Raw genomic sequence first — 12,890 nt, 5'->3', positions numbered from 1 at the left:
AAATTTAATGAAATACAAATATAGGTTTTACACTTACAAATTTATCATCAACGATACTAGATTTTAGGTTTCGTGCATTACTAAAACAGGTATAGAAACTTCTTTGGTAATTTTCTTTGAAAAACTAGATTCAAAAATACTCTCAAAGAAAGATCTTTTATGTGTTATAGTGGTCAGAACATCAATGTCTTTATAAAGTATAAAATCAAGAATAGTTTCTTTGACTTCATCACTTGGTAATACCAGAAACTCGACATTATCATTTGCAAATTCTTTTTCCCATTCTTTAATCGTTGCATCTGAAACATCTGAATTTGAAGTTCTAACGTATAAGCTTTTTATTTTTGCATTTGTTTTTCTTGCAATTGCCAATACTTTTCTTAGTTCTTCCTTATCTTTTTCGCGGTAACGGGTTGTAAAAGCAATTGTTTTAATTTTCTTGAATTTTGCGTCTGCCGGAATGCATAAAACCGGCACCTTAACTTCTGAAATTACAGAACTTGTGTTTGATCCAAGAAAGAATTTTGTCCAGTCTGAAACCCCTGAAGTTCCCATTATAACGAAATCGATCTTATCTTCTTCGACTGCATTTTTTAGATTAAAAATCAAATCACCATCCATTAAACGGTGTTTTATTACAATATCATCTAATTTTCGGTCGGCAGCAATGGCTCTAAGTTTTGGAATTTCATCCTTAAACATTTCAAATTTTGCCAATTCGATCGAGCTATATATTGAAGCATAGTTTTCAGGAAAAAACTGACTGTCATAAACAGGAATCTCAAAAGTATGCAACAAAACAAGTTCTGCATTAACGATTTTAGCAAATTCTAAAGCATGAACAAAAGCATTTGTTGCTGCTTCAGAAAAATCTGTTGGAAATAATATCTTTTTCATTTTATTTGAGATTAGAGGTTTGTTTACTCAAATTTAATCATTCTAAAAACAAAACAACCTGATAATTATCAGTATTTTAACAATTAATAATTTCTTAAAATACAAATTTCAGATTGGTAAAATTCTCATTTTCAGATTCAGTTCAGGTTGTTATCTTTATGGCTTTTTTATACCTTTGCAAAATGATAAATCAAGATTCTATAGTTGCATTGGCTACTCCGTCCGGAGCTGGAGCTATTGCTATCATTCGTATTTCAGGTTCTAACGCTATTACTATCGGAAATTCGGTTTTTAAATCCATCAAAGACAAAGATTTAACCAAGCAAAAAACTCATACTTTGCATTTGGGTCATATTGTTGATGATGCAAAAACACTTGATGAAGTTTTAGTTTCGGTTTTTAAAGGACCAAATTCTTATACGGGCGAAAATACGATCGAAATTTCTTGTCACGGATCTACATATATTCAGCAGCAAATTATTCAGTTATTATTGAGAAAAGGCTGTCGAATGGCTGATGCAGGTGAATTTACGCTTAGAGCTTTCCTGAACGGAAAACTGGATTTATCGCAGGCAGAAGCTGTTGCCGACTTAATCTCGTCAGATAATGAAGCTTCACACCAAATTGCCATGCAGCAAATGCGTGGTGGTTTTAGTAATGAAATTGCAAAACTACGCGAAGAACTTTTAAATTTTGCTTCGTTAATTGAACTTGAGTTGGATTTTGCGGAAGAAGATGTAGAATTTGCCGACAGAACTCAATTTCACGAATTATTAAACAGAATTGAGTTTGTTTTAAAACGTTTAATCGATTCATTTGCCGTTGGAAATGTTATCAAAAACGGAATTCCTGTTGCTATTGTCGGAGAACCAAACGTTGGAAAATCAACATTACTAAATGCTTTATTAAACGAAGAACGTGCTATTGTTTCTGACATTGCCGGAACGACTCGTGATACTATCGAAGATGAATTGGTGATTGGCGGAATTGGTTTCAGATTTATTGACACGGCCGGAATCCGTGAAACTAAAGATGTTGTAGAAAGTATCGGAATCAAAAAAACTTTCGAAAAAATTGATCAGGCTCAGGTTGTGATTTATTTATTTGATGGTTTAAAATTTCAGGTTTCAAGTTCCGAGTTTGTTTCTGAAATTGAACAAATCAAAAACAAATATCCATTAAAACCTTTGGTGATTGTAGTAAATAAAAAAGATATATTGTCTACTGACGAAGTTTCAAACATCACAACGAAGCTTGAAAATTTAAATGCAAAACTTTTATTGATTTCTGCCAAAGAGAAAATTGGTGTTGATGAATTAAAGAATGAATTACTTTCTTTTGTAAATACCGGTGCTCTTCGTAACAATGAAACAATTGTTACCAATACAAGACATTACGACTCTTTACTTAAAGCTTTAGATGAAATTCAAAAAGTAAAATATGGTCTTGAAACAAATCTTTCAAGTGACTTAATTGCACTAGATATTCGCGAGGCTTTGTATCAATTTGGGTTGATTACAGGTCAGGTCTCTAACGATGAATTGTTGGGGAATATCTTTGCTAATTTTTGCATCGGAAAATAAGACGGTAAAACAATACAAAACACACTACTAAATAAAACGTTAAAATGCTATAAATAAACATTATAGCATTTTTTTATACCCTTTTCTTTTTTGGAGGGAATATCATTTTTTGCATATTTTTGTACCTTCATTGTACCTCAAAATCAGTTTATTACAAACGAAATGAAAATTGGACAAATTATGGGGCTTAAGTTGACTTAAATATACTTAAGTATCCTTATTTAGAAAAAATTGGGGGCAAATTACCAAAAAGATGAGCTCAAATATACAAGTTACAAGAATCTGCCAGTTTTGCGAAAAGGAATTTACTGCAAAAACAACAAAGACAAAGTTTTGTTCTTTAACCTGCGGCAGTAAAGCTTACAAAAAAAGGACAAGACAGCAAAAAATTGCGACTAGCAATCTTGAAACAATAACTATTAAAAGCAAACCAATTCTTGAACTTAAAGACAAAGAATTTTTAACTGTCAAAGAGGTTTCTTTGCTTCTGGGTTTTTCCACAATGACTATATACCGTTTAATAAATGAAAATAAAATTGCAGCATATAATTTCTCGCAAAGAATGACCGTAATCAAAAGATCAGAAATTGATGCACTATTTCAGTTAATTGAATCGAATTGTGAAATAATAATACGTCCTAAAGAAAAGAAAATAAATGCTGAGATAGCAGATTGTTATACCATTACAGAGATTCAGCAAAAGTTTAATATTTCAAATGGAGCGCTGTATAACATTATCAAGCGAAATAACATCCACAAATTTACCAAAGGAAAATTTACTTATGTAGCCAAGGCTGATATTGAAACAATATTTAAAAAGTAATTATCATGGCACAAAAAATTAATATAACACTTAGAAAAAAGCCTATTTCTAAAGGCTTGCAAAGTTTATACCTGGATTTTTATCCTCCGGTAAAGCACGTGCACACCAAACAACTTACCAGACGTGAATTTTTAAAACTCTACTTGCATGAAAAACCAAAAAATGCGGTTGAAAAAATATCGAATGAAGAGACATTAAGAATTGCCGAACTCATAAAAATAAGAAGACAAACCGAGTATAATAAGGATAATATTTATAGTGAATTTGAAAAAGAACAGCTCTTGCTGCAAGAGATCGCTGCAGAATCTTTTCTTGACTACTTTAAAAACGAGGCAGAGAAAAGAAATGGTAATAATTATCAGATATGGATTATTTCAATTGGATATTTTTCAGATTTCATAAATCATAATGATATAGAGTTTTCTAAAATTACGGTCCAATTAATTGAAGAATTTCGACTGTATTTGCTAAGAGCCCAAAGTAAAAGAAATCATGGAAAAAAATTATCTAATAATTCTGCCCTTAGTTATTTCAATAAAGTCAAAGCAACACTCAAAAAAGCATATCAAGAAGGGAAATTAAGATCCGATATTAATGCAGCAATTCCGGGTATCTCAGAGAAAGAGTCACAAAAAAACTTTCTAACTATAGAAGAAGCCAGAAAGCTCTTTAATACCCAGTGCAATAATCCAATAGTAAAATCGGTAAGTTTATTTTCAATCTTAACTGGACTCAGATATTCCGATATATCAAAACTGCAATGGTCAGAAATACAATTTATTGAAGGGGACGGTTTCTATATACGCTTTAAGCAAAAAAAGACAAATGGCCAGGAAACACTGCCAATACCCCAACAGGCGTATGAGCTTCTTGGAGAACCCGGGCAGGGAACTCAACTTGTATTTAAAGATTTGAAGAAATGGGACTTCGATCGTACGATTCCGCTTTGGATCAAAAAGGCTGGTATCTCCAAGCACATTACTTTTCATTGCTTTAGACATACCTATGCAACACTACAGTTATATTCGGGCACTGATATCTATACATTATCAAAAATGCTTGGTCATAAAAATATCCAGACTACCCAGGTGTATACCAAAATAGTGGACGAAAGAAAAAGAGAAGCTTCGGAGAGAATAAGTCTCTATTAAGAGCTTTAATTTAAAAACACTCTTTTTATCTGAAAAGTGTAATGGTATCAGCTAAATTTTCTTTGTCAATGAAAGCTCTTATGTATTCCTGTACTTCATTATTGGTTTCTGATGGAGTTTCAAAAGAATTGATATGATAATCATCATCCTGATCCAGAATATGAATAATTTCGGTGTAGCCCTTTGAGATCAGACTACCTTTTAATTTAATGATATTCAACTGCTGTTTAGCATCTAATTCCTTGCGAACTTTTAGTTTTATAGCTTTATCCATAGTAAATATTTTAAATTATAAAAGATTAATTATCTAACCAAAGATAAAAATTAATTGATTTTTATTCTGTTAAAAGAGAACACTGATATCTCAAATTATTAACAATCGCACAAACAAAAAAATTAGGGTTTTAATCTGGAATGATGATTAAGTTTTACTTCTTTTGCTATTTCAAGACTTGTCTTTACCCTACCTGATTTTATCCATTCCTGAAGCTCTGATTTATAAAAATATAATTGTTTACCTTGTTTATTAACTGGTATTTCTCTGCGGCAGACCTTGCTGTAAATTGTAGAAACAGAAAGATTAAGCATTTTAGAGGCTGCCGAAATAGTCATAAGTTCTTCTTTCTGAACAGATTCATTCGATAATTGCTCCAAATATTTTTCTATGTTGTCCAGTTTTTCGTACAAGTGGGATACTGCCTCTGGCAACTGGTCGAATGTAAAATGTCTCATAATTCAAAATATTAATTGTTATTTGACTTTGATTTTAGTCTACAAAATAAACCTTGCTCCCTTGAGTCTTCTTGAATGAGGGCTCATATTTAATATAACCGTAATCACTTAATTCCTGAATACATTTATGATAGGTATAAAGTGAAGAAATTTTGGCAATTGGAGTGAGGTCACGTCTAAATACCTGTATGGGATTAATAAAACCCTTATCTCTTCGGTAATACAGTAATGCCGCATACATTGCAATATGCGTTGTACTGATCCGAAAATCATTCTCAATGGCTAAAAAGAAATCTGATAAGGGTTTTAGATCATTCATAACATTTAGATAGAGTTTGTCTGCTTTTTTTTATTCTTATTTTTTTTAGTTTCCGATTCAGAAGATTCCGAATCCGAATCCTGTTTTTGCTTCACATCTTTCTGAACAGACTTCCCTTCAGACTGGGTTTGTTTCTCATCTTTGCTCTCGCGGGTATTGATTCTTTGCATGCTTCCATCATAAACATTAACTGTTTTAAAATGCGGATTTGCTTCAACAAACTGTTTTCTTTCCTCACCTCCGATGACAAACGTAACGGATTGAATATTTCCCTTTTTGAGTGAGTTCATAAGATCTTCTTTGTACTTTGGAGTCTCCAGTTCCTTGATGGAGTGCTTTGCAAGGCTTGCTTCAAGATCATACCCATAATTCTGATGATAATGGTTGAGTTTGAAATTTCCTCGTTCGTCGGCTTCTTTGAAGTCGAATTTCAGCCAAGAATTGTACACTTCTCCCTCTTTATTTTTCAGGTCCTTATTAACTGCCCTACCTTCCATTAAATTATAAGCTTCTTTGGCTGTTATATTATTATCTCTGTTAATATAAAACGTCTGCGAAAATTCAACTGGTTGGCCTTCTTTTTGAATATCCATATCATAGGAATTGAAAAAATACATATCACTCTGCTCTGACTTTTTGAAGTTTAATGAGGTTAAAACAGTATCGGTCCCATATTTTGCTTCATGGTCCAATTTAAACTCAGGATTTCCTTTTTGGATATTCTCTACGAGTACATTTTCTAATGCATCACCAAATCCTGTGTATTTTAGCTGATCTTTCAAGTATTCTACATTTTTCTCGTTCATGATCTTTAATTTTAAATTAGTATTTGATTATATGTTTGACAGTATTTCCAAACGAGTCAGGTCACTGTTTTTAATATTTAGTTCAAGATGCCTGCCTCCGTTTTTCTCGATTAACTGAAGTGTAAAAAGTTTTTTCTCCGGAATCGTAAATTTGGGTATCGCAAAAACAAGAGATAACTGCGAATGATCCGAGATTTTAGAAATATCAGAAGTTGCAAAAAGCGGCAGTATTTCCAATTCCTGAGAAGCGGTACGTTTTGATTTTTTTTGATCCCTGATAAAAAAACGCAGCTGGTCTACATCATAATTAATCCGTGAATTATTTCCCAGCAGTACTCTGAAATACATTACATCCTGATGTATGAATATCCCGTTTACCCTGATCTGTATAGAAAATTTGCTTGTACTGAGTCCAGACACTTTTTTCCTCTTTGACAAAGCCAAGTGGGCATACTGCTCAATTTCTTTCTGATTTTCATTCTCTCCAGAAAAAAGCACATCTTTGTCAAAATTGGATATTAATCCTGCTGTTAAACTTAAAGTGGGACACAACTCATCGAAATTCACAACGTAGCCATACAGCTTTCCATCAGCAGTTACAACCGTCAAATTGGTCTGCGCAAAATTTTGTCTGCCTGCCTTTAATAACAAGATATTCTCTACTCCCTTTGCTTTTTGAACCAAAATATCCCCACTGCCTCTGTCTACACTTTTGACTGCGTATGGAAATACAATACTAGTGGTTTTAGAATAACTCAGCTGCACATTATTATCTTTAATACTTTGGTTTTCCTGAGCAAATCCTGCAATAGTAATGATCAAAATTCCAATGTTTAACCATGATTTAATCTTTTTCATCTTTCAAATATTTAAGCGTTATTTGGAGTTTTTTTCCTTCTCATCGTATAGCAGCACCTGATAGCCAGCTTTTACCACTACTTTTATTAATTTTACTTTTTTACTCAGCAGGGTTTTGGCTGCTTCGACGCCCATTGTTGCCGCCTGTGCTCCCCATGAATCATTCAATCCTTCAATACCGATACTCTGCATGGAACGATCAGCCGAGGCTTTTGCAACATCTCTGTTTATAGTTCCAGGGATATAAATACCGCTAATGCCATCTATATCATAAACAGAGAGTTCAACTGGAAAAATCGAGCTCTTAAATTTTATTGTGCTGATCTTAACTTCCAGCCTCTCTCCTTTTAGGGAGGCGGTTCCAAAAACAAAACTGTTTCGCGGAATTAGGATTCCATTAATAAAAACATCGCTGGATAATCTGAGCTTTACTATGGAACCGTTTACAATAGACTGCGTTTCATGAATTACAGCTTCGAGCGCATTCTGGACCTGATCACTTACCTCAGTTTCATCCAAAGAATAAAAAGAATTGGATTTTACTTTGTCAGGCTGATTTATACCTGTCCCCTGCAGTGTGCTAATATGTTCTGCCTCCACTTTTTTATTGACAGCAAACACTTTTCCCTTTTGACTTTTGGAGGTTTGTCTTAATCTTTCCTGCACACGCTCGGGATGCTGAATATCTAAAATATTCTCCAGCATTCCACCCAGCTGCTTGAGTTCAGGATCCGGCTCTGAAGGTGTATTCATAGCGGACATCATATGTTCTAAGCTTTTCAACTCTTCTGATGCAGTGCCGGTAGAATTTTTATATTCAAATTCGCTCATATCCTGATCATTGTCTATGGATTTTGGAGGTTCAGCAATTGCCTTTTGAAGCGCTTCTAATTTTTGATACATTTTCTGTTCAGTCTCACCTCTTAGAGAACTTGTATTTAAAGCCGTTTTTCCTTTTCTAAACATTACAGGATCTCTTTCCAATTCGTTTGAAACCAACAGAGAATCATGAGAGAATCCAGCAACTGAATAATTGGGGTCTTTTTTGATCTGCTCTTCTAATTTTAGAGAATCAATTGCTGCCTGATCATAATAGCTCATTTTATCCAGCTCTGAATCTTCCTTAAATTTAGGATCAGGAAGAGCGATATTAAAACCTCTTTTATCCTCTGTAATATTAACAGCTGCTGTACCACGGCCTCCACCTAATGTCCAAAATAACATCGTTAAAAACGGGAGTATTATAATTGGCAGCACAAACAGCATTTTGCGCTGTTTAAGCTCTTTGATTGTTATTGTTTTCTTTTCCATTGGTTTATTTTTTTTAATTCATTTTGTAATAATTTTCAATAAATACCAAGCTGTCCAAAAGACCGGGTCTGTAATTAGTAATACTGTCGTAGATTTTCTTTCCTTCTTTTGATTGTTTAAGACTGTCTAAATAGAACTTAAAGCTGGTAATGTTTTCAAATTCTTGTTTTGATAACACATTTTTATTTTTCATATTCAATGACGGCTTTGTTACAATTAAATGTTTGGAATTAATGCTGATTTCTACATCTCTTTTCTTATCTTCTTTAGTGCAGAAACCACTGTAGACGTTATAAAGACTAATACTTGTGCTAATAAGTATAAATAGGATCAGATAAAAAACAAGACTTTGCTTTGATAAATCCGAAGTCAATACGCTCATTTTTTTTGCCCACTTATCCTGCAGGAGCAGATAATATTTTGGACTTATTCGAATCTCCTTATTTTTTCTAAATAGCCGCATTATTTCCTGTTTTCAACTCCTAAATCTTTGTTCTCAATAGTATTCCAGCGTTCTATCAAAAAACCATGAGGGTTATTATCGCTTCTGGATACATTTCTGAGTGTTCCTTCTGTAATTAGGTTTCGATTTAAAATACTGGTAGTCCTTATGATATTCTGCTTTGCATAACATTTAAAATGATACGGATACTCATTAGTATCGATATTAATGCTGTCAATTAAAACGGTCTGGCTGATGTTCCCGGATATAATACCGGAATAATAGCCATTCTCCTTTAGATCATCATACACTCTTTTCGCCGAGTCGTCTGCCAAATAAAGAGCCTTGGTTATATTGGTCTTAATAACTTTGTCATCAGGATCGAGCGTAAAGAAAAATTGGTGAAATGTTTTTACATGATCTCTTGCCTCAACAGGCACATTATCTTTTCGATCTGAGGAATAGGCCTCCAATGCTTTACCATTTACCAAAATGTAAACCCTGTCCTGCATTACCGTGAATGCTGTAAAACTTTTGTAAAGCGTATAACAGCAGATAATAATACAACCGACAATCACAAGCAATGTAAATCCCCTGACATAGCGGAATGCTGTATCAATATTTTTCATCTTGGTAAACATGATTAAATAGTTTTTTAAAGATTATTTAGAATTCCCTTTAAGTCTGTCATTCATGTAGTTCTCTTTATCTTTGAAGTATGGAGAACTGCTTGCTGATGAAGACATACTTTGATAGATTCTGCCTGCAGCATTTCCCATAGCATCCAATACCATTGTTCCTCCTTCTGATGTTCTTGTAATTACAGAAGACGCAGAGCTGCCAAAAATGCTGGTCACCTTCTGGCCAAGGGCTCCACCACCGCCGGCATGTACAATATAGTTTGCCACAGATGGTACTGTAAAATACCCCACAATACCGATGATCATAAAAATAAGGTATCCCATATCGGTCCTACTGAAAAAAGTATCTCCGGAGGTATTGATCTGCGAGATATCCAGTTTGAGCATCTGCTCCTGAATTTTACCTATGATACTGCCAAAGATATTAGCTACAGGAAGCCAGAGATAAATATTGATGTATCTGGCCAGCCATACAGTTAAAGTATGTTGAAAACCGTCAAAAACTGCAATTCCAAATACAAGAGGTCCCAATATTGAGAGCACTACCAATTGAAAAGTCCTAAGCGTATCAATACACAATGAAGAGGCCTCGAAAAGAATTCTCAGAACTTCGCTCACCCATTCCTTGACAGAATTTCTAAAACTATACGAAGCCTTCTCCATTGCAAATTTGACATCATTCCCTATTTCTTCCAGCATACCTTCTTTTCCGGGATCCGAATCACTATGTGTATACTTGTACCACTTATCCCTGTCACCTGTTCCCAAAACACCAACATACATCTTCCATGGGTCGCTTTCTTTTACTGCTTTTTCTTTCTCCTTTAAAAGAACTTCGATAGCTTTATTTGATCCTTCTACCATAGCCCCTGTAGCTGTAACGGTTGGTTTCATAACCCCATTGATCAAATAAAGAACTGATGGAAAAATCATAACACAGAAGCCAATCACAAAGGGTCGGAAAAGCGGATAAAAATCAATAGGCTCCGCATTAGCAATATGACGCCAGACCCTTGAGGCTATATACCAAATCGTTGCAAATCCGGCTATACCCTGGCCTACTCCAATCAGGTTAGTGCACAAAGGCATCATCTCATCATAAAGCTGTTCCAGCACACTATGCAAACTGCCAATCTCACCTCCGATTCCCTGCGCTTGTCCTAAAAAAGGCATAATTGATCCCAGGACTACAAAAACAGTCCTCTTACTTAGATTTAGCATATTGAGATGAATTAGTTGTTTAATTGATAATTATTACGCAGTGCAGTTACATCATTTTTCTCCTTAGCACGCTGCAACGCCAGAACATTGGAAGAAGAATTAAAAGCCTTAAGAAACAGTACTTTCTCCTGCATATCGAGGTATATTTTATCAATAGCTTCCAATCTTTCATCGTCCGACATTCTTAGTTTGTCAGCTGTAACTATTGTAGTGAGCTCATCAATATTTCTAAGACTTTGCCTTGACAAGTTGGAATATATTCTTTCAAAGTAGTTAATTTCCTGGACTGTAAAACTGCTGTTTGTATTAAAGCGGCCAAGAGCAATTTTACTTTCCTTCATAAGAAGCAGTTGATAATTTACAATATCTCCGACTCTTTTATAATTTTTAACCACTGGACTTACCTGCATCAGCGCATCGAGAAAAGTTTTGTGAAGAGAAAAATTTCCTTCGGACAGATCTTTTACTGCTTTATACCCGCCATTTAAAATATCATAGCCTTTTTTCATATCACTGAGAATCTTCTTAAACTGAGAGAGCTTTTCGATATTCAAAATCAACTGCTGGATTTCCTGAGACTGCGCTCGGGTTTTAAAAGGGACGCATAACAGCAAGAACAAAACAAAAATTAATACTAACTTTTTCATGATTTATTTCATTATAAGCCAAGTAACATCTGGCTTTGTTTGACATCATTTTTATCTTTGGCCTTCGACAATGACAATACTTTTATCTCTTGGCTAAAATTTTCACAGAAAGAATAATCCTCCATCATTGTTTTATACAAAATATCAATGCGCTCTAGCCTCTGATCATCTGTCATTTCAAGTTTGGTATCAGTTCCAATTATAAAAAGCTGGTCAAGGGTTTCATTACAGTTCTCAATCAAATGCTCAAAAGTTTTCTCTATATAATCCAGCTCATCTCCATGAAATAAGTCACCCTGTCCAAGAAGCTCTAAAGTCTTTTTATGAACTTTTAAAATTTTGATTTGCAAAGAAATTATCTCCGCGACTTTCACATAATTCTTTACTTTTGGATTCACTTTCTTTAGTGAACTAAAATAATCTCCATGCAGGTTGACCTCGCCTTTCTTTACATCTCCTATAAAATTCAGCCCGTTTTTAACAACAGTATACCCTTTTTTAGCATAACCAATATAAGTCTGCAATGCGGCTATCTGCAGCAATAGCATCTTTCTCTGCTTGGCCTGAGCCTGAATTTCCCCAGAACATAACCCCATAATGCAGAGTACCAGTAGTATCTTTTTCATGTTTTTTCTGTTGGTTTACGGAATTCCGTAAAATTGTTTGACTTTTTGTGCATCATTGACGGTTTTGGCTCTCTGCAGGCTCAGAAGAACATTCTGCTTATTAAAAATTTTGAGATCATCGTAATTGGCATCTATCTCATCGGCTGCATTATTAATAATTTCCAGTCTTTTAAGATCACTCATTTGGGTTGTAAAAGATTCAAGGATGGAGAATATCTGATCAATATTTTTCATGCTCTCCTCCAGAATTCCAGCGTAAACCTTTTCCATATACTCCAGCTCAGAAGCATTAAAATGGCTGTCCTGTTTAAACAAGTTCCAGGCTCTTTCATATTCTTGAATCAATTTTGTTTGCTTGGCTGTAATTTCTTTTATTCGTTGATAATAGGTAATGATAGATTTTACTTTCTGAAGTTCATCATAGTAGCCTTTATAGAGGTCTTTCTGTTTTTTTGTCCAATTTGAGATCTCATCAAGCTTTAATTTAGAGAGTGTATTCTCTACCTGTTTCTGTGCATTCTGCAGCCAGATGGTTTTATTCTGCAACCTCTGGATTCCAAGATCAATGGCTTTTATTACCTTTTTCGTAACGGCTTTTACTATCTCGAGTATTGGAATTGCAGCAGTAGTTTCGGCTGGTCTGGCAGGTGTGCTCGCCAATAAAAAGCAAAGCACGCAAGTGATCAATTTCATTTTCGTTTTCATTCTTCCTTGTCATTTAAATTGCATTTCTCATATCAAACGCCATAGCTGCGATCCCTTTTTTAATATCTCCGTCATACTTTTTGGCATACGCATTCACTTTTACTTTTTCGCTCTCTTCAGTCGTATAC

The 12,890-nt window shown here is 34.4% G+C and carries 16 protein-coding genes; 3 read left to right on the top strand and 13 right to left on the bottom strand.

Annotation, left to right across the window (positions count from 1 at the left end):
- Nucleotides 1-63: 63 nt before the first annotated feature.
- Nucleotides 64-897: a universal stress protein gene (locus LPB88_RS23125; RefSeq protein WP_230718058.1), complete on the bottom strand. Its 834-nt coding sequence runs from the start codon at nt 895-897 to the stop codon at nt 64-66.
- Between the two features lie 182 nt (nt 898-1,079).
- On the opposite strand from LPB88_RS23125, the gene mnmE reads away from it, so the two are divergent.
- The 3 genes from mnmE (at nt 1,080) to LPB88_RS23110 (ending at nt 4,454) form a co-directional block, all read left to right on the top strand.
- A complete protein-coding gene (gene mnmE / locus LPB88_RS23120) occupies nt 1,080-2,480 on the top strand; it encodes a tRNA uridine-5-carboxymethylaminomethyl(34) synthesis GTPase MnmE (RefSeq protein WP_230718056.1) in 1,401 nt (466 codons plus the stop codon).
- Nucleotides 2,481-2,733: 253 nt separating this feature from the next.
- A complete protein-coding gene (locus LPB88_RS23115) occupies nt 2,734-3,303 on the top strand; it encodes a helix-turn-helix domain-containing protein (protein WP_230718054.1) in 570 nt (189 codons plus the stop codon).
- A 5-nt stretch (nt 3,304-3,308) separates the two neighbouring features.
- Complete coding sequence (locus LPB88_RS23110; protein WP_230718052.1) at nt 3,309-4,454, top strand: site-specific integrase; 1,146 nt, start codon at nt 3,309-3,311, stop codon at nt 4,452-4,454.
- Between the two features lie 25 nt (nt 4,455-4,479).
- Here the strand turns inward: LPB88_RS23110 and LPB88_RS23105 are convergent, their stop codons facing one another.
- The 12 genes from LPB88_RS23105 to LPB88_RS23050 form a co-directional block, all read right to left on the bottom strand.
- Nucleotides 4,480-4,728 (bottom strand): hypothetical protein, encoded by a 249-nt coding sequence (locus LPB88_RS23105; RefSeq protein WP_230718051.1) that lies wholly within the window; start codon nt 4,726-4,728, stop codon nt 4,480-4,482.
- A gap of 122 nt (nt 4,729-4,850) precedes the next feature.
- Nucleotides 4,851-5,186, bottom strand: coding sequence for a helix-turn-helix domain-containing protein (locus LPB88_RS23100; protein WP_230718049.1), 336 nt, complete (start codon nt 5,184-5,186; stop codon nt 4,851-4,853).
- A gap of 34 nt (nt 5,187-5,220) precedes the next feature.
- Nucleotides 5,221-5,505 (bottom strand): hypothetical protein, encoded by a 285-nt coding sequence (locus LPB88_RS23095; protein ID WP_230718046.1) that lies wholly within the window; start codon nt 5,503-5,505, stop codon nt 5,221-5,223.
- Nucleotides 5,506-5,510: 5 nt separating this feature from the next.
- Nucleotides 5,511-6,311 carry a hypothetical protein gene (locus LPB88_RS23090; RefSeq protein ID WP_230718044.1) on the bottom strand — a complete coding sequence of 267 codons (801 nt, stop codon included), beginning with the start codon at nt 6,309-6,311 and terminating at the stop codon, nt 5,511-5,513.
- A 27-nt stretch (nt 6,312-6,338) separates the two neighbouring features.
- Nucleotides 6,339-7,169 carry a conjugative transposon protein TraN gene (gene traN, locus LPB88_RS23085; protein WP_230718042.1) on the bottom strand — a complete coding sequence of 277 codons (831 nt, stop codon included), beginning with the start codon at nt 7,167-7,169 and terminating at the stop codon, nt 6,339-6,341.
- A gap of 18 nt (nt 7,170-7,187) precedes the next feature.
- The gene (gene traM, locus LPB88_RS23080; RefSeq protein ID WP_230718040.1) at nt 7,188-8,480 is read right to left on the bottom strand and encodes a conjugative transposon protein TraM; all 1,293 of its coding nucleotides are present in this window, start codon (nt 8,478-8,480) and stop codon (nt 7,188-7,190) included.
- Between the two features lie 13 nt (nt 8,481-8,493).
- A complete protein-coding gene (locus LPB88_RS23075; RefSeq protein ID WP_230718039.1) occupies nt 8,494-8,862 on the bottom strand; it encodes a hypothetical protein in 369 nt (122 codons plus the stop codon).
- An 80-nt stretch (nt 8,863-8,942) separates the two neighbouring features.
- Nucleotides 8,943-9,563 (bottom strand): conjugative transposon protein TraK, encoded by a 621-nt coding sequence (traK, locus tag LPB88_RS23070; RefSeq protein WP_230718037.1) that lies wholly within the window; start codon nt 9,561-9,563, stop codon nt 8,943-8,945.
- A 21-nt stretch (nt 9,564-9,584) separates the two neighbouring features.
- On the bottom strand, nt 9,585-10,736 hold the full coding sequence (traJ, locus tag LPB88_RS23065; RefSeq protein ID WP_305070322.1) for a conjugative transposon protein TraJ: 1,152 nt from the start codon (nt 10,734-10,736) through the stop codon (nt 9,585-9,587).
- A gap of 59 nt (nt 10,737-10,795) precedes the next feature.
- A complete protein-coding gene (locus LPB88_RS23060) occupies nt 10,796-11,431 on the bottom strand; it encodes a TerB family tellurite resistance protein (RefSeq protein WP_230718033.1) in 636 nt (211 codons plus the stop codon).
- A gap of 11 nt (nt 11,432-11,442) precedes the next feature.
- Nucleotides 11,443-12,057, bottom strand: coding sequence for a hypothetical protein (locus tag LPB88_RS23055; protein WP_230718031.1), 615 nt, complete (start codon nt 12,055-12,057; stop codon nt 11,443-11,445).
- 15 nt (nt 12,058-12,072) lie between these two features.
- Nucleotides 12,073-12,762 carry a conjugal transfer protein TraI gene (locus tag LPB88_RS23050; protein WP_230718030.1) on the bottom strand — a complete coding sequence of 230 codons (690 nt, stop codon included), beginning with the start codon at nt 12,760-12,762 and terminating at the stop codon, nt 12,073-12,075.
- Nucleotides 12,763-12,890 lie beyond the last annotated feature (128 nt).

The organism is Flavobacterium sp. JAS (assembly GCF_020991455.1).
Lineage (GTDB): Bacteria > Bacteroidota > Bacteroidia > Flavobacteriales > Flavobacteriaceae > Flavobacterium.
The sequence above is the reverse complement of the archived record's forward strand: the minus strand, read 5'-3'. Positions and strand labels throughout refer to the sequence as shown.